The organism is Janthinobacterium psychrotolerans, assembly GCF_001677885.1.
Classification (GTDB): domain Bacteria; phylum Pseudomonadota; class Gammaproteobacteria; order Burkholderiales; family Burkholderiaceae_D; genus Janthinobacterium; species Janthinobacterium psychrotolerans.
Genome location: NZ_LOCQ01000047.1, coordinates 40,694 through 57,841, shown reverse-complemented (window position 1 = coordinate 57,841; position 17,148 = coordinate 40,694). Strand labels below are relative to the sequence as shown.

Annotated in this window: 18 protein-coding genes; 14 read left to right on the top strand and 4 right to left on the bottom strand. The window is 63.6% G+C overall.

The features are described 5' to 3' along the window. Positions 1–36: 36 nt before the first annotated feature. From ASR47_RS06490 to ASR47_RS06440, 11 genes are all read left to right on the top strand, one after another. Complete coding sequence (locus ASR47_RS06490; protein ID WP_065306940.1) at positions 37–750, top strand: AzlC family ABC transporter permease; 714 nt, start codon at positions 37–39, stop codon at positions 748–750. After that, positions 743–1,093 carry an AzlD domain-containing protein gene (locus tag ASR47_RS06485; protein ID WP_425402721.1) on the top strand — a complete coding sequence of 117 codons (351 nt, stop codon included), beginning with the start codon at positions 743–745 and terminating at the stop codon, positions 1,091–1,093. The genes ASR47_RS06490 and ASR47_RS06485 overlap by 8 nt, the downstream gene beginning before the upstream one ends. Before the next feature lie 77 nt (positions 1,094–1,170). Further along, a complete protein-coding gene (locus tag ASR47_RS06480) occupies positions 1,171–2,382 on the top strand; it encodes a phosphoglycerate kinase (RefSeq protein ID WP_065306939.1) in 1,212 nt (403 codons plus the stop codon). A gap of 135 nt (positions 2,383–2,517) precedes the next feature. Continuing rightward, positions 2,518–3,966: a pyruvate kinase gene (pyk, locus tag ASR47_RS06475; protein WP_065306938.1), complete on the top strand. Its 1,449-nt coding sequence runs from the start codon at positions 2,518–2,520 to the stop codon at positions 3,964–3,966. Positions 3,967–4,052: 86 nt separating this feature from the next. Beyond that, a complete protein-coding gene (gene fba / locus ASR47_RS06470) occupies positions 4,053–5,117 on the top strand; it encodes a class II fructose-bisphosphate aldolase (RefSeq protein WP_065306937.1) in 1,065 nt (354 codons plus the stop codon). Between the two features lie 117 nt (positions 5,118–5,234). Continuing rightward, positions 5,235–6,128 carry a phosphoribosylaminoimidazolesuccinocarboxamide synthase gene (locus ASR47_RS06465; RefSeq protein WP_065306936.1) on the top strand — a complete coding sequence of 298 codons (894 nt, stop codon included), beginning with the start codon at positions 5,235–5,237 and terminating at the stop codon, positions 6,126–6,128. 1 nt (position 6,129) lies between these two features. Next, positions 6,130–6,630 (top strand): 5-(carboxyamino)imidazole ribonucleotide mutase, encoded by a 501-nt coding sequence (gene purE / locus ASR47_RS06460; RefSeq protein ID WP_065306935.1) that lies wholly within the window; start codon positions 6,130–6,132, stop codon positions 6,628–6,630. Continuing rightward, complete coding sequence (locus tag ASR47_RS06455; RefSeq protein ID WP_065306934.1) at positions 6,631–7,848, top strand: 5-(carboxyamino)imidazole ribonucleotide synthase; 1,218 nt, start codon at positions 6,631–6,633, stop codon at positions 7,846–7,848. Continuing rightward, on the top strand, positions 7,845–8,855 hold the full coding sequence (locus tag ASR47_RS06450; RefSeq protein WP_425402720.1) for an L-threonylcarbamoyladenylate synthase: 1,011 nt from the start codon (positions 7,845–7,847) through the stop codon (positions 8,853–8,855). Before ASR47_RS06455 ends, ASR47_RS06450 begins: the two co-directional genes overlap by 4 nt. 254 nt (positions 8,856–9,109) lie before the next feature. Further along, on the top strand, positions 9,110–10,480 hold the full coding sequence (locus tag ASR47_RS27380) for an SGNH/GDSL hydrolase family protein (RefSeq protein ID WP_065306932.1): 1,371 nt from the start codon (positions 9,110–9,112) through the stop codon (positions 10,478–10,480). 84 nt (positions 10,481–10,564) lie between these two features. Then, a complete protein-coding gene (locus ASR47_RS06440) occupies positions 10,565–11,248 on the top strand; it encodes an OmpW/AlkL family protein (RefSeq protein ID WP_065306931.1) in 684 nt (227 codons plus the stop codon). Between the two features lie 50 nt (positions 11,249–11,298). On the opposite strand, the gene ASR47_RS06435 is transcribed toward ASR47_RS06440, so the two are convergent. Further along, complete coding sequence (locus ASR47_RS06435) at positions 11,299–11,805, bottom strand: flavin reductase family protein (protein ID WP_065306930.1); 507 nt, start codon at positions 11,803–11,805, stop codon at positions 11,299–11,301. 167 nt (positions 11,806–11,972) lie between these two features. On the opposite strand from ASR47_RS06435, the gene msrA reads away from it, so the two are divergent. Further along, positions 11,973–12,506, top strand: coding sequence for a peptide-methionine (S)-S-oxide reductase MsrA (gene msrA / locus ASR47_RS06430; RefSeq protein WP_065306929.1), 534 nt, complete (start codon positions 11,973–11,975; stop codon positions 12,504–12,506). A gap of 8 nt (positions 12,507–12,514) precedes the next feature. On the opposite strand, the gene ASR47_RS06425 is transcribed toward msrA, so the two are convergent. Next, positions 12,515–13,762 (bottom strand): SAM-dependent methyltransferase, encoded by a 1,248-nt coding sequence (locus ASR47_RS06425; RefSeq protein ID WP_065307006.1) that lies wholly within the window; start codon positions 13,760–13,762, stop codon positions 12,515–12,517. A 116-nt stretch (positions 13,763–13,878) separates the two neighbouring features. Beyond that, on the bottom strand, positions 13,879–15,075 hold the full coding sequence (gene pdxH, locus ASR47_RS06420) for a pyridoxamine 5'-phosphate oxidase (protein WP_065306928.1): 1,197 nt from the start codon (positions 15,073–15,075) through the stop codon (positions 13,879–13,881). A gap of 123 nt (positions 15,076–15,198) precedes the next feature. On the opposite strand from pdxH, the gene tcdA reads away from it, so the two are divergent. Continuing rightward, positions 15,199–16,041, top strand: coding sequence for a tRNA cyclic N6-threonylcarbamoyladenosine(37) synthase TcdA (tcdA, locus tag ASR47_RS06415; protein WP_065306927.1), 843 nt, complete (start codon positions 15,199–15,201; stop codon positions 16,039–16,041). Between the two features lie 4 nt (positions 16,042–16,045). Here tcdA and ASR47_RS06410 read toward each other — a convergent pair whose 3' ends face one another. After that, positions 16,046–16,564: a 2'-5' RNA ligase family protein gene (locus ASR47_RS06410; RefSeq protein WP_065306926.1), complete on the bottom strand. Its 519-nt coding sequence runs from the start codon at positions 16,562–16,564 to the stop codon at positions 16,046–16,048. Positions 16,565–16,662: 98 nt separating this feature from the next. Here ASR47_RS06410 and ASR47_RS06405 point away from each other — a divergent pair, with 98 nt between their 5' ends. Beyond that, positions 16,663–17,127, top strand: a complete 465-nt coding sequence (locus ASR47_RS06405) for an FKBP-type peptidyl-prolyl cis-trans isomerase (RefSeq protein WP_065306925.1) — start codon at positions 16,663–16,665, stop codon at positions 17,125–17,127. The last annotated feature ends 21 nt before the right edge of the window (positions 17,128–17,148 follow it).

The following is a 17,148-nucleotide window of genomic DNA, read 5'->3' as shown; positions in this document are numbered from 1 at the left end:
TGTGCGCATAATACACTTTGCCGTTCGAGGTGCCGTTTGAGCACCACCGCCGAGCGCCAGTCGTTTCGCGAAGGCCTGCTGCTGGGCGCGCCGACCCTGATCGGCATCGCCGCCTGGGGCATGGTGGTCGGCATCGCCATGGTCAAAAGCGGCCTGACGGTCACGCAGGCTGGCGTGATGACCTTGCTGGTATTTGCCGGCTCGGCCCAGCTTGCGTCCCTGCCGCTGTTGGCCGCGCACGCGCCGATCTGGGTGATCTTTGCCACCGCGCTGGTGGTCAACCTGCGCTTCGTGATCTTTTCGGCCCTGCTGGCACCGCATTTTTCCCACCTGCCGTGGCGCCAGCGCCTGGCGCTCGGCTATATTTCCGGCGATATCGCGGTCGGCCTGTTCATGAAGCGCTACCCGCTGGAAACGCCCGATGCGGGCAAGGTGCCGTTTTTAAAAGGGCTGATCTACCCGAACTGGACCGCCTGGCAGGTCGGCTCGCTGGCCGGTATTTTCCTCGGCGCGGCCGTGCCCGCCGAATGGGGCCTGGGCTTTGCGGGCACGCTGGCCATCATCTGCGTGACGGTGCCGCTGGTGCTGGGGCGCGCGGCCCTGTGCGGTGTGCTGGTGTCGGGCGCGGTGGCGGTGGCGGCGTTTCGCCTGCCTTATAAGCTGGGCCTGCTGGTGGCGGTGCTGGCCGGCATGCTGAGCGCCATGGCGGTGGAAGAACTGACTGAAAAATGGAAGAACCAGCATGGCTGATGCAATCAACATGGACAGCTTCGACGTCTGGGCCACCATCGTGGTGCTGGTGCTGGCCACGGCCGCCACCCGCAGCACCTTCTGGCTGGTCGGCCACCACATCACCATCCCCAGGCGCGTCAATGAGATGCTGCGCTTTGCGCCGGCCTGCGCGCTGGCGGCCATTATCGCGCCCGACCTCCTGATGGACAGCGCCCAGCTGCAGCTCGACCTGCTCAACCCCAAGCTGCTGTCCGGTATTGCCGCGACGATTTTTTATTTGATACGACGCAATATGCTGCAAACCATCGTGTTTGGCATGCTGGTTTTCACCGGATTGCGTTTGTTGCATGTTTTTCAGTAAAGCGGGACAAATCAGCGAATTGCGCTGGTGCTTGCGGTAAAATAGCGCACTTCCTTCCACTCGTCATCTGGATCGCCATGTCAGCTGTTCTCAACTTCATCCGTCTGCAAGATTTGATCGACCAAAACGCCCTGCAAGGCAAGCGCGTCTTTATCCGCGCCGACTTGAACGTGCCGCAGGATGACAGTGGCAAGATTACCGAAGATACCCGCATCCGCGCCTCGGTGCCGGCGATTCGCGCCGCGCTGGACGCTGGCGCCGCCGTCATGGTCACCTCGCACCTGGGCCGTCCGACCGAAGGCGAATTCAAGCCGGCCGACAGCTTGGCGCCCGTCGCGGCCCGTTTGTCCGAGCTGCTGGGCCAGCCAGTCGCGCTGAAACAGGACTGGATCGATGGCGCCGGCCTGGAGTCGCTGGCCGCCGGCCAGGTGGTGCTGCTGGAAAACGTGCGCGTCAACAAGGGCGAGAAGAAAAACAGCGATGAACTGGCGCAAAAAATGGCCAGGCTGTGCGATATCTATGTCAACGACGCCTTCGGCACCGCCCACCGCGCCGAAGCCTCGACCCACGGCATCGCCAAGTTCGCGCCGGTCGCCTGCGCCGGCCCGCTGCTGGCGGCCGAACTGGACGCGCTGGGCAAGGCGCTGCACGCGCCGGCCCGCCCGCTGCTGGCCATCGTTGCCGGCTCCAAAGTGTCGAGCAAGCTGACCATCCTCAAGGCCCTGTCCGACAAGGTCGATAACCTGATCGTCGGCGGCGGCATCGCCAACACCTTCATGAAGGCGGTCGGCTTGAATGTCGGCAAGTCGCTGGTGGAAGCGGAACTGGTCGAGGAAGCCAAGGCCATCATCGACATCATGGCGCAGCGCGGCGCGCAAGTGCCGATTCCCGTCGACGTGGTGTGCGCCAAGGAGTTTGCGCCAACCGCCGCCGCCACCGTCAAGGACGTGGCCGACGTGGCGGACGACGACATGATTCTCGATATCGGCCCGAAAACGGCGGCCTTGCTGGCGGAACAAATCGCCGCCGCCGGCACCATCGTCTGGAACGGCCCGGTGGGCGTGTTCGAATTCGACCAGTTCGGCCACGGCACCAAAACCCTGGCGCTGGCCATTGCCGAGTCGAAAGCATTTTCGATCGCCGGCGGTGGCGACACCCTGGCGGCGATTGCAAAATATGATATTACCGATAAAATCAGTTATATCTCGACCGGTGGCGGCGCTTTCCTGGAATTCCTGGAAGGAAAAACGTTGCCAGCAGTCGAGATCCTGATGCAGCGCGCCAGCTAAGGCCGGCCGGCAGTACAGCGCAGTAACACGATAGTACGCACCAAGCGCAGCCTGACCGCTGCGCTTTTACCTTGCCGGGCCGCGCCAGCACCCGGTCGAACTGCTCTAACCTCTTGCTCTCGCACAAGGAATCCTATGCCACGCGGTACAAAAATCGTAGCAACCATCGGCCCAGCCTCCACTGACCTCGCCATCCTGGTCAAGATGATACGGGCAGGCGTTGACGTGGTGCGTTTGAATTTTTCCCATGGCAAGGCACAGGACCATATCGACCGCGCCGCGCTGGTGCGCCAGGCGGCGGCCGAATGCGGCCGCGAAGTGGCCATCATGGCCGACATGCAGGGTCCGAAGATTCGCGTCGGCAAATTTGAAAACAGCCGCATCCAGCTCGAAACCGGCGACAAGTTCATCCTCGACGCCAAATGGGGCGAGAACGGCGAACTGGGCAACCAGGAACGCGTCGGCCTCGACTACAAGGCCCTGCCGCGCGACCTGAACAAGGATGACGTGCTGCTGCTGAACGACGGCCTGATCGTGCTGATCGTCGAGCGCATCGTCGTCAACGAGATCCATACGGTGGTCAAGATCGGCGGCGAGCTGTCGAACAACAAGGGCATCAACCGCCAGGGCGGCGGCCTGACGGCGCCGGCGCTGACGGCCAAGGACATGGAAGACATCAAGACGGCGATGAGCTTCCAGGCCGACTACCTGGCGATCTCCTTCCCGAAAAGCGCGACCGACATGGAAATGGCGCGCACCCTGGCCAATATCGCCGGCGAGCCGTATCACCACAAGCCGATGATGATCGCCAAGATCGAACGCGCCGAAGCCATTCCGGTGCTGCAGGAAATTCTCGACGCCTCCGACGGCATCATGGTGGCGCGTGGCGACCTGGCCGTGGAAGTGGGCAATGCGGCCGTGCCAGCGTTGCAAAAGCGCATGATCAAGATGGCGCGCGCCTCCAACAAGCTGGCCATTACCGCCACGCAGATGATGGAATCGATGATCGTCAACGCCGTGCCGACCCGCGCGGAAGTGTCCGACGTGGCGAACGCCGTGCTCGACGGCACCGACGCCGTGATGACTTCGGCCGAGACCGCATCGGGCAAATACCCGATCGAGACGGTGGAAATGATGGCCGCCATCTGCGTCGAAGCGGAGCAGTCCGAATACAACAAGCTCGACGCCGACTTTTTGAACGTGACGTTCTCGCGCATCGACCAGTCGATCGCCTACGGCGCGCTGTTTACCGCCCACCACCTGCGCGTGAAAGCCATCGTGGCGATGACGGAGTCCGGTTCCACCGCCTTGTGGATGAGCCGTCACAGCATCGACACGCCGATCTTTGCCCTGACGCCCAGCGTGACCACGCAGCGCAAGGCCGCCCTGTACCGCAACGTGCGCGCCTACCACCTGCTGCAAAATGGCGGCAGCGCGCAAGTGCTGAAACAGGCCGAAGATTTGCTGGTCGCCAATGGCATCGTCAAAAAGGGCGACATGATCGTCGTCACCTGGGGCTCGCCGATGGGGCAGGCCGGCGGCACCAATGCATTGAAGATTGTACGTGTGGGTGAATACGATTAAGCCACGCGCGAGGTAAACCAGACGCCGGCGCGGCTCACCCTGCCGCGAAGCGTCGCCACAGTTTCTATTGTTCTTGGAGTATTACCATGTCTCTCGTATCCATGCGTCAATTGCTGGACCATGCCGCCGAAAACGGTTATGGCATCCCGGCCTTCAACGTCAACAACCTGGAGCAAGTGCAGGCCATCATGGCTGCCGCCGATGCGCTGAACTCGCCGGTGATCATGCAGGCGTCCGCTGGCGCGCGCAAGTACGCCGGTGAAGCCTTCCTGCGCCACCTGATCGACGCCGCTATCGAAGCCTATCCGCACATTCCGGTTGTCATGCACCAGGATCACGGCCAGTCGCCGGCGATCTGCATGGCCGCCATCCGCTCCGGCTTCTCGTCGGTGATGATGGACGGTTCGCTCGAAGCGGACGGCAAGTCGGTCGCTTCCTACGAATACAACGTCGAAGTGTCGCGCGAAGTGGTGAAATTCTCGCACGCCATCGGCGTGACGGTGGAAGCCGAACTGGGCGTATTGGGTTCGCTGGAAACCATGAAGGGCGACAAGGAAGACGGCCACGGCGCGGACGGCACCATGACGCGCGAACAGCTGCTGACCGATGTCAGCCAGGCAGCCGATTTCGTCGCCCGCACCCAGTGCGACGCGCTGGCGATTGCGATCGGCACCTCGCACGGCGCCTACAAGTTCACGCGCAAGCCGACCGGCGACATCCTGGCGATCGACCGCATCAAGGAAATCCACGCGCGCATCCCGAACACCCACCTGGTGATGCACGGTTCCTCGTCGGTGCCGCAGGAATTGCTGGCCGTGATCCGTGAATTCGGCGGCGACATGAAGGAAACCTACGGCGTGCCGGTCGAAGAGATCCAGGAAGGCATCCGTCACGGCGTGCGCAAGATCAATATCGACACCGATATCCGCCTGGCGATGACGGCCGCGATTCGCCAGTTCATGTTCCAGAACCCGTCGAAATTCGACCCGCGCGACTATCTGAAACCGGCGCGCCTGGCGGCCGAGCAGATCGTGCGTGCGCGCATGCAGGCGTTCGGCTGCGAAGGCCAGGCGTCGAAAATCAAACAGATTTCGCTGGAAAAAATGGCCGAGCGCTACAAGGCCGGCGAGCTGTCGCAGATTGTGAAGTAAAATCTTGTCCGGAGCGGGCCGGCTGTCTTGCCGGCCCGTTGTTCCCGACCGGCGGGCGACTGTCCTGCGCGCCGGTTTCGCTTCATGTTTCGTTTCATTCAAACCACTCCCTCCGCTATGAACAGCCTCTATCAGACCTCCATCCATTCCCTGCCACTGCTCGGTCACGGCAAGGTGCGCGACAACTACGCCGTCGGCGACGACAAGATTCTGATCGTCACCACCGACCGCCTGTCGGCCTTCGACGTCGTCATGAACGAGCCGATTCCCGGCAAGGGCAAGGTGCTCAATCAGATGAGCGACTTCTGGTTCGAGAAGCTGGGCCATATCGTGCCGAACCACCTGACGGGCGTGGCGCCTGAATCGGTGGTGGCGCCAGAGGAAGTGGAACAGGTACAAGGCCGCGCCGTGGTGGCCAAGCGCTTGAAACCGATCATGGTCGAGGCGGTGGTGCGCGGCTACATCATCGGTTCGGGCTGGAAAGATTACCAGGACACGGGCAGCATTTGCGGCATCGCGCTGCCGGCCGGCCTGCAACAGGCGCAAAAGCTGCCGCAACCGCTGTTCACGCCGGCCGCCAAGGCCGAGCTGGGCGAGCACGACGAGAACATCAGCTTTGCTGACATGGAACAGCGCATCGGCGCGGAACTGGCCGCCAAAATGCGCGACGTCAGTATTCAGTTGTACCAGGCGGCCGCCGACTACGCGGCCACGCGCGGCATCATTATTGCCGACACAAAGTTTGAATTCGGCCTGGACGACGATGGCGTGATGCACCTGATGGACGAAGTGCTGACGGCCGACTCCTCGCGCTTCTGGCCGGCGGACTCCTACCAGCCCGGCATGTCGCCGCCATCGTTCGACAAGCAGTTCGTGCGCGACTACCTGGAAACCCTGAGCTGGGGCAAGACGGCGCCGGCGCCGGCACTGCCAGCCGACGTGATTGAAAAAACCCAGGCCAAGTACTTCGAAGCCATCGAACGCCTGACCGGCGAAAAGCTGAAAGCCTGAGATGACTGATCAACCAACCCCACTGGTCGGCGTGATCATGGGCTCGTCCTCGGACTGGGACGTGATGCAGCACGCCGTGGCAATGCTGAAACAGTTCGGCGTGCCGTTCGAAGCGCAAGTCATTTCCGCGCACCGCATGCCCGACGAAATGTATGCCTATGCCAAGAGCGCGCGCGCGCGCGGCCTGCGCGCGATCATTGCCGGCGCCGGCGGCGCGGCCCATCTGCCGGGCATGGTGGCCGCGATGACCATCGTGCCGGTGCTGGGCGTGCCCGTGCCGTCGAAATACCTGCGCGGCGAAGACTCGATGCTGTCGATCCTGCAAATGCCCAAGGGCGTGCCGGTGGCCACGTTTGCCATCGGCGAAGCGGGCGCGGCCAATGCCGCGCTGACCGCCGTGGCGATGATCGCCGCCAACGACGACGCGCTGGCCGCGCAACTCGAGGCCTTCCGTGTCACGCAAACCGACGCCGCCAAGGCGATGACTTTACCGCTGGAATAAATGAGCAATTCTTACGACCCGCAGTCCTCTCCCATCTTGCCGACCGCTAACCCACCCGCCTGGCTGGGCGTGATGGGCGGCGGCCAGCTGGGCCGCATGTTCGCCCAGGCGGCCCAGAGCATGGGCTACCAGGTTGCAGTTCTTGAACCTGTGCTGGAACCGGGCGCGACCTGCCCGGCCGGCCAGGTCGCGCAGCGCCTGGTCAACGCCGGCTACGATGATGGCGCCGGCCTCGACGCCCTGGCCGCGCAATGCCTGGCGGTGACCACCGAATTTGAAAACGTGCCGGCCGGCAGCCTGTCGCGCCTGGCGCAAAGCGTGTTTGTCGCGCCGAACGCCGATGGCGTGTCGGTGGCGCAGGACCGCATCGCCGAAAAGCGTTTCTTTGTCGGCTGCGCAGGCAAATCCGGCGTGCTGCCGGCGCCGCACAAGGTGATCGCCAGCGAGGCCGATATCGCGGCGATTGACGATGAACTCTTGCCCGGCATTTTGAAAACCGTGCGCATGGGCTATGACGGCAAGGGGCAGGTCCGCGTGCGCACGCGCGACGACGTGCGCGCCGCGTTTGCCGGCATGGGGCAGGTCACCTGCCTGCTGGAAAAAATGCTGCCGCTGGCCTATGAAGTGTCGGTGCTGACGGCGCGCGGCGTTGACGGCGCCTCGGTGGTCTATCCGATCGCCGAAAACGTGCACCGCGACGGCATCCTGTTTACCACCACCGTGCCGGGCCCGAACGTTTCGGCTGACTGTGCGGCGAAAGCGCAGCGCGCGGCGCAGGCCATGGTGGCCGAGCTCGCTTATGTCGGCGTGCTGTGCATCGAGTTCTTCGTGCTGGCCGACGGTTCTCTGGTGGTCAACGAAATGGCGCCGCGGCCGCATAACAGCGGCCACTACACGATGGACGCCTGCGTCACCAGCCAGTTCGCGCAGCAGGTGCGGGCCATGGCGCGCCTGCCGCTGGGCGACACGCGCCAGCACTCGCCGGCCGTGATGCTCAATCTCCTGGGCGACGCCTGGTTTGCCGACGACAGCGACGCCATCCGTGAACCGGCCTGGGACCAGGTGCTGGCGCTGCCCGGCGCTTGCCTGCATCTGTATGGCAAGGACGATCCGCGCCGCGGCCGCAAGATGGGGCATTTGACGCTGGTGGCGGCCACCTTGCCCGAAGCGCAGCAGCGCCTGCATGAGGCTTGCCTGATTTTGGGCATTGCGCCGTGAGCGTGTCCATCACTGCGGCGGCCGCCTTGCTGGAAGCGGGTGCGCTGGTGGCGTTCCCGACCGAGACCGTCTACGGCCTGGGCGCCGACGCGGAAAACCCGCAAGCTGTCGCGCGCATCTACCAGGCCAAGGGCCGTCCGTCCGACCATCCGGTGATCGTGCATGTGGCGCCAGGCGCCGATCTGGCGCACTGGTGCGACGACTTGCCGCCGCAGGCGACGCAACTGGTGACCGCTTTCTGGCCCGGCCCGCTGACCCTGATCGTCAAGCGCGCCGCCCACATACCCGATGCGGTGTCGGGCGGCCAGGATACGGTCGGCCTGCGCTGCCCGTCGCACCCGGTGGCGATCGAGCTGCTGGCCGCGTTCAAGGGCGGCAAGGGTGGCGTGGCGGCGCCGTCGGCCAATAAATTCGGCAATGTCAGCCCGACCACCGCGCAGCATGTGCGCGATGAATTCCAGGCCGAACTCGACAGCGGCTTGCTGGGCGCGGTGCTCGATGGCGGCCAGAGCGCGGTCGGCATCGAGTCGACCATCGTCGATTTATCCCGCCTGGCCACGCACGGCCCGGTGTTGCTGCGACCCGGCCATATCAGTGGCGAGCAGATCGCGGCCGTGATCGGTCAATTGCCGGCCTTGCCGGACGCTGCCGCGCCGCGCGCCTCCGGCACGCTCGATTCGCACTACGCGCCACACACGCCTGTTGCGATGCAGCACGCCGATCTGCTGGGCGAAACGCTGAATCAACTGCTCAATGCCGGGCGCCGGGTGGCGCTGATCCATTATTCGGAGATGCCGCCAGCCTCGGCCAGCGTGCGCCTGGCAGCCGACCCCGCTTCTTACGCCCATGCGCTGTACGCCTCGCTGCGCACGATGGATCAGGTCGGCGCCGAGCTGATCCTGGTGGAAGCGCCGCCTACCGGCGCGGACTGGCTGGGCGTCAACGACCGCCTGCGGCGCGCCGCTTTCGGCTCGACCGGCATCCTGCAGCAATTTCTTGGCCTCTGACGCCAGTCTTCCCAAGCCCCGTCAGGGGCTTTTTCTTGATGCAGCGCAATACAACTGATTGTCCGGAGTCATGACTCTTCCGCCATAATTGGCGCCATCGCCCTGTCTTGCCGGGACGGAAAGAGGTGTTGTAATTTGGCTGTTTTTTCAAGCGTAATTTCTATACAAGCGTACGGAACGATGGCATATTAGTTGGGTAGCGAATAGCACGCCCGTTCGTTTGTAAAACCAAAAAAAGACTATTAGGAGACAACATGCAATACACCAAATTCGCGCTTGCCGCGCTGACAGCGGCTGTCCTGGCCGGTTGCGGCGGCTCCAGCGGCGGCGACCAGACCCTGAAAGTCAAGTACACGGCACAAGTCTCGTTCGGCGACAGCCTGTCCGACGTCGGCTCGTATGCGGTCGGCACGGTTGCGGCCCTGAAAGGCGGCAAATTCACCATCAATGGCAACAATACCGCCATCAATCCCGAGCTGACCGGCAAGAACTGGACCGAGCACCTGGCCGCGCAATTCGGCCTGCCGGCGCCCTGCGCCGCCGAGACCGGACTCGAAGGCAATGCGGCGCAGGGCCTGTCTGTGGCCCGCGTCAAGCATGCCGGCTGTTTTGGTTATGCCATGGGCGGCTCGCGCGTGACCGTTCCGGTCGGACCGAACAACAAGGCGACGGGCAGCGCGCTCGGTGCGCTGACCGTGCCGGTCGCCACCCAGATCGCCAATCACCTGGCGGTATCGGGCGGCAAGTTCAGCGGCACCGAAGTGGTGTTCGTGATGGCCGGCGGTAACGATGCGCTGTTTCAGCTGGGCGCACTGCAATCGGGCGCCACCGCTGCCGGCACCGCCGCCGGCAGCGCCACCTTTGCCAGCACCCTGATTCCGCTGCTGGCCGCCCGCGCCACCAATCCTGCCACTGCCGCCGCCGCCATTACCGCCGCCGTGCGCACGGCCAGCGCGGCGCCAGGCGCCACCAGCGCCACCATCGTGACCGCCGCCGTCGGCGCCGCTGCCGTACAGCCAGGCAATTCGGCAGTCGCTTCGGCCGCCGTCTACGGCCCGATGGTGGCCACGGCGCAAACTGCCGCCACCGCTGCTGGCGCCAAGGCTGGCGCCGACTACGCCACCGCCAATGGCCCGGCCCTGGTCACCGCCATGGGCACGGCCGGTGCCGAACTGGTCGCACTGGTGAAGGACCAGATCGTTGCCAAGGGTGCCACCCACGTGGTGGTCAACAATCTGCCCGATATCGCCAATACGCCATCGGGCCTGAGCAAGGATGCCAATACCCGCACCCTGATCAACGCCATGGTCAGCGCCTTCAATAACCAGATCAAGACCGGCCTGAGCAGCAATGACAAGGTACTGATCGTCGATGTGTTTGCTGTCAGCAATGACCAGGCGAGCAACCCTGGCCCGTATGGCCTGACCAACGTCAAGGAACCGGCATGCGACCTGAGCGCTGCCAAGAACCCGCTGGGCAGCTCGCTGGTGTGCAATGGCAGCAACCTGATCGCCGGTGACGTCAGCCATTACTCCTATGCCGACGATGTCCATCCTTCGCCGTTCAACAACCTGTTGCTGGCGCGTTATGTTGCCAAAGACATGGTGACGCGCGGCTGGCTGTAATCGGGCAGCGCCCCGGCCGTGCCGGGGCGCCTGAAGGACTGACTGGATAGGCCACTATCCGCACATGATGAATCAGGAGACAATATGAACCAACGTTTCAATAGCGCGGTGCAAGTACTGGCGGCCATCGCGGCCATGACCCTGGCCTCGGCTGCCTCGGCGCAAAGCGCCGGCACTTTCACCGCCAAGGTCGGCATCAACAAGATCACGCCGCATGTCACCAGTGGCGACATGACGGCACCTGCCTTGCCGAACACCAAGGCCGACGTCGAGTCCGACACCAAGCCGATCCTGACCCTGGCGTACATGGTCACCGACAATATTTCGGCCGAGATGCACCTGGGCGTGCCGTACAAGCATGACCTGATCGGCGACGGCGCCATCAAGGGCACCGGCAAGCTGGGTACCTCGGAAGTGCTGCCACCGACCTTTCTGATGCAGTACCGTTTCTTCGAGGCCAACACCATGATCCGCCCTTACGTGGGTGCGGGCCTGACGTATGCCTACTTCCAGAAGGAACGCGGTTCGGGCGCCATGACGGCCTTGCTCAATCCCGGTGGCGAGCCGTCGACCTACCGCCTGAAAAACAAGCTGGCCGGCAGCATCCAGCTGGGCGCGACCCTGGCCTTCAACGAGCGCTGGTTCGCCGATGTGGGCATCATCAAGACCTACCTGAAAACCACCGCCAAGTTTTCCACCGGCCAGACGCAGAACATCAAGCTCGACCCGACCGCCGTCAGCGTCGGTATCGGCTACAAGTTCTTTTAAGGTTGCTGTGGTTGAAAAAAATCCGCCGCGGCGGATTTTTTTTCGTCCGATTATTCGGGCAGGGTGCTGAATTTGCCGTGATGGAAAATCAGCGGCGGCTGGGCCGTGTACGCGCATTGCTCGACTTCACCGACGAATATCACATGGTCTCCTTCCGGATAGCGGCTGCGGTTGTGGCATTCGAACCAGGCCGAGGCGCCTTTCAGGATCGGCTGGCCGGTGCGCGACAAGTCGAACTCGACGTCCTCGAACGGGTTCGGCGTGCGGCGCGAAAAACGCTGGGCCAGCTCGGCCTGGCCGGCGCCCAGCACATTGATCACGTAATGCGAGTTGCCGCTGAAAATGGGCATGCTGTTGGCGGCCTCGCCCAGACTCCACAGCACCAGCGGCGGCGACAGCGACACGGAATTGAAGGAACTGGCCGTCAGCCCGCGAAAGCTGCCATCGGCCAGGCGCGTGGTAATCACCGTCACGCCGGTGGCAAATTGCGACAATGCCTGCCGGAAATGAGGTGTATCGAATGCTTGCGCTGGCGCGCGGGGGGAGAGTGTGTTCATGGAAGGCCTGTGTGTTTGCAGCCATTATGCCAAAAATTGACTGACACGGCGCAAGCCTGGCCGCCAACGGCAAGTTGCATGCTGGCGGCAGGTGGCGCCGGTTTGCGTTACAGTGGTGGAACAAGCAAGATTGCCATGGCAATCAGTGACAGATCCGGGAGCACGACATGAGCGAGCAGATGGAGGTGGCGGTACTGGGCGGCGGCTGTTTCTGGTGCCACGATGCGGTCTACCGGCAGGTGCGCGGCGTAGTCAGCGTCGAGACCGGCTACATGGGCGGGCAGGTGGCGCAGCCGACGCATGAGCAGGTGGCGGCGGGCCACACCGGCCACGCGCAGGTGGTGCGGCTGGCATTCGATCCGGCCGTCGTCAGCTATCACGACTTGCTGGATGTATTTTTCACCAGCCACGATCCGACTACCGCCGAGCGGCAGGGCAATGACGCGGGCCCGCAGTTCCGCTCCGTGATTTTCACCGCATCGGCGCGGCAGGCGGCGGTGGCGCGCCAAGTCATCGCCGGGATGGCCGCCGTGTGGGACGCACCGATCGTCACGCAGGTATTGCCGGTGCAATCCTGGTACCGGGCAGAGGATGAACACCAGGATTACGTGGCGCGCCACCCTGCACTGGCATATTGCATGCTGGTCGCCGCACCCAGGGTCGCGCAGTTTCGCGCCATGCACGCCGGCCTGGCCAAATAATTCGGTCCTCAGTGCGCCAGCGCGGGCGCCTGCGGCGGCAGCGCGATCGGTTTGGCGTCGTACATATAGTTGCGCGACCAGGGCAGGGCGGCGGCACGCTGGCCGGCCTTGACGCAGACGATCTGGTACAGGCTGATCAGATCTTGCTCGAAGGCATAACTGCAGCCGGCCAGGTAGACGTGCCAGATGCGAAAGCGCCGCTCACCGGCCAGCGGCCGGATCTGCTCGGCATGCGCCTCGAAGTTGTCGTTCCATAGCGCGCAGGTGCGCGCATAGTGGCGCCGCAGGTTTTCCACGTCCAGCACTTCCAGCCCGCCCTGCTGCATGGTTTTCAGCACATTGCCGATATGCGCCAGTTCGCCATGCGGAAACACATATTTTTCGATGAACTCGCCGCCACCGTACGGCGTTTCGCCATTGTCGGGATCGGTGGAGGTGATGCCGTGGTTCATCGCCATGCCGTCCGGCGCCAGCAGCTTGTGGATGATGGAAAAATAATTCGGCAAGTGTTTCAGGCCCACGTGTTCGAACATGCCCACGCTGGTGATGCGGTCGAACTGGCCCGTGACGTCGCGGTAGTCCTGCAGGCGGATCTCGACCAGGTGCCCGAGGCCCGCCTGCGCCACGCGCGCGCGCGCCAGCTGGTACTGGTTTTCGGACAGGGTCACGCCGACGCAGCGCGCGCCATAGTGCTGCGCGGCGCGGATCACCAGCGCGCCCCAGCCGCAGCCGATATCGAGCAGGCTCTGGCCCGGCTGCAACTGGATTTTCTTCAGGATATGGTCGATTTTTTTTACTTGCGCCTGCGCCAGGGTTTCATCGCCGTGCTCGAAGTAGGCGCAGGAATAGACCAGGTCCGGGTCGAGAAACTGCTCGTAGAAGGCGTTCGACACATCATAGTGGTAGCGGATCGCTTCGGCGTCCTTGCTCTTGTCGTGCGTAAAGCTGCGCCCGATGCGCGCCAGCTTGCCTTCCGGCTTGAGGGTATTGCGCGCCAGCGCATTGCAGATGGCAATCATGTCCTGCGCCTTGCCCTTGACCTCGATATTGCCTTCGACATAGGCCGAACCGAGATTGGCCAGCGAGGGATTCAGCAGGTAGCGCGCCGACGCGACGGTCGGCAGGCGGATGGTGACGCGCGGCGCTTCGCTCGACAGGTCGACATGCTGGCCATTCCACAGTTCTATGCGCAGCGGCAAGGCGGCCTTGGCGCGCATGCCGGCGATCCAGGACTTGAGTTGGTTTTGAATAAACAAGATGGCCTCCAATGCAGCGGCCGCGCTGGCGGCCGTTAATTGAACAACAATATTATTCAGATCCTGCCCATCGCAGCCTACACCGATATTGACCAGTTTGCTTTGCGCCTGCAAGGTCAGGGTTGCAGGCGTTCCATGCGCCATGCGCCATCGGCGCCGCGCACAAACACGATGCGGTCGTGGAAGCGCGAACGGCGGCCTTGCCAGAATTCGATGCGTTCCGGTTGCAGGCGGTAGCCGCCCCAGTGTTCAGGGCGCGGCGGCGCTTCGCCGGCTGCGGCGGCGACGGCGTCGAAGTTCGCTTCCAGTGCGGCGCGGCTGGCAATCGGCGCGCTTTGCTGCGAGGCGATCGCCGCCAGGCGGCTTTGCAAGGGGCGCACATTGAAATACTCGTCGCTCTCGGCGGCCGAGGTTTTCACCACCGTGCCTTCGATGCGTACCTGGCGCTCCAGTTCGCGCCAGAAAAACAGCAGCGCGGCGTTGGGATTGTCCTGCAACTGCTGGCCTTTTTCGCTGTTGTAATTGGTGTACCAGGTAAAGCCGTGCTGGTCGAATTGCTTGATCAGCACGATGCGCGAGCTTGGCTTGCCTTCGGGACCGACGGTGGACAAGGTCATGGCGTTCGGTTCGCCGACCTGGGCCTTGAGCGCCTCGTCGAACCATTTCTGAAATTGCGCGATAGGGTCGGCCAGCACGTCGGCTTCGGACAGGCTCGAATGCAGGTAATCGGTACGCATGGCGGCCAGCGCGGCGGCAGGGTCGGCCGCCGGTGCTGCTTCCGGCGCAATGCCGCGCCGGCGCTGCATCGCCGTGCCCAGTTGTTCCATCTGCCGGGCGCTGAACAGGCGCTTGGCCATCGGTGCCAGTTGCCCCTCTTCCTTGCTCATGTGGGCGTGATAGGCGTCGACATAGGCGTTCACGCCGTCAACGGACAGCTCGGTGCTGGCGCCGGTGGCGATCGCGTCGAGCTGCGGGCGCAGGGTGGACCAGGCCTGGTCCATGCGCTGGTGGTCGGCCAGGATCTCGGGCACCAGGGTTGCCAGCAGGGCGGCGTCCGCGCCGCTGGCGGTGGCCTGCAGCATCGGCATCAGGTCCTGTTCTTCATCGTCGTGATGCAGGTGAGCGGCTTTATTGAAATATTGCAACACCGCCTTGGCCGCCTGCTGCGCCGCGATCGTATTGCCTTGCTGCGGCAGGTAGGCCAGCAGGTTTTGCAGGGTGGCCAGCTGCTTGCGGATCTTGTCGTGGCAATGCTTGAGCACGGCAATCGGCTGGTCAAAGCCGGGAACGGAGTCGAACAGCGGAACGGTCATGGTGTGCTTTCCAGTTAATCAGGGGTTGTGCAGTGTTGGGGCGCGGCGACAGTGTTGCCTGCCGGGCGCTGCTGTCGGCCATTTTAGAATATCCGTCAGCGCCGTGTCCGTTAAAATGGCGCCATGCATACCTCCACCCATGAACTTATTTCCCCGGACTTGACCGAGATCGATTTTGACCGCCGTTTCGGCGGCATTGCCCGCCTGTATGGCGCGCCGGCGCTGGCGCGTTTTCGCGCCGCCCATGTGTGTGTGATCGGCGTGGGCGGCGTCGGTTCCTGGATCGTCGAAGCTTTGGCCCGCAGCGCCGTCGGACATTTGACCCTGATCGACCTCGATAACGTGGCCGAGTCGAATATCAACCGCCAGATCCAGGCCATGAGCGACACCATCGGCAAGGCCAAGATCACGGCACTGGCCGAACGCATCAGCCTGATCAACCCATTCTGCCAGGTCACGCAAGTCGAAGACTTTATTGCACCCGATAACCTGGAGCAGTTGCTGGGCGGCCAGCATTTCGATTACCTGGTCGACGCCATCGACAATGCCCGTTCGAAAGCGGCGCTGATCGCTTATTGCCGTGGCCGCAACCTGCCGATGCTGACCATCGGCAGTGCCGGCGGCCAGACCGACCCGACGCTGATCGCCGTGCGCGACCTGGCCAAAACCGAGCAGGAACCGCTGCTCAAGCGTGTGCGCAAGCATTTGCGCACCGACTACGGTTTTCCGCGCGGCGTGAAAAACAAATTCAATGTCGACGCCGTGTTTTCGATGGAGCCATTGACGACCCCTGACACCGGCGAGGCCTGCGAGATCGGTGATGCCGCCGCCGGCGTGACCGGCCTGAACTGTGCCGGTTTTGGCTCCAGCGTGGTGGTCACGGCCAGCTTCGGCATGGTGGCCGCCGCGCATGCCCTGAACAGCCTGCGCCAGCCGCAGGCAGAAGCCTTGCCCGACGCCGCCTGAGCGTTCAAACAAGCTGGCGGCTGGCGAGAACATGATAGTCGCCGCTGCTTTTCACCGACTCGACCAGCACCAGTTGATCGGCCTGCCAGATAAGCGGTGCGAATGGCGCCGCTGGCGGCGGTCCCGCCTTGCGCGCCAGGGTCACGTGCGGTGTAAACCGGTCGTGCTCGAAGGCGGGCGCCAGGCCGGCGCACGCGAGGCGCCGCATCAGCTGCGTGCGCAAGGCCAGCAGCGCTGGCGGCGTTGCGCGCAGCGCGGCCCAGCTCAGTTCGGCCTTGGGAAAATAGCTGAAATGGTCGAAGCACAAGGTGATCGCGCTGGCCGGCACCTCGTCGAGGATGGCCAGTAGCGCCGGCATCTCGTGCGCCGCGCGCTGCCCCAGGAAGGCCATGGTCAGGTGCAGCTTGTCGGGCCGCGAGGGCGTGCCGCCGACGGCCGGCTGCAATGCGGCGAAGGCGGCGCGCGTGGCCGCATCGGGCCACAGGCCGTAGAACAGGCGTGGCTGCGGTGACAAGTTTTTCATATCGCTCCCATGGTTTGCTATTATTGTCGCGCATCCTGCCCATCAAGCATGGCAGGGTATGACTGACATCTCATTGAACCTCAAGGAAAGTAACCATCATGACGCGTAGCTCCGTATTGTTTGCCCTGATCTGCTCCGTCGCCGCATCGCTGGCGCAGGCGCAGGCCCCCGCTCCCGTACCGGCATCGGCCGTATCGATGAGCCCCGGTCCTGCCGCCGACAAGCTGATCATCATCGACAACAAGGTTGGCGCCGGCAAGGAAGCGGCCGCCGGCAATACCGTCAGCGTGCATTACACGGGCTGGCTGTACCGTCCGCTGGCGAAAAATTCGCGCGGCAAACAGTTCGACAGCTCGGTCGGCCGTGGCCCGTTTGACTTCCCGCTGGGCAAGGGCATGGTCATCAAGGGCTGGGACCAGGGCGTGGCCGGCATGAAAGTGGGCGGCAAGCGCACCCTGATCATTCCTGGCGAGCTGGCCTATGGTCCGCGCGGCGCCGGCAATGGCGACATTCCACCGAACTCGGCACTGATCTTCGATGTCGAATTGCTTGATATTAAATAATTGATTGTTTGACAGCAACGC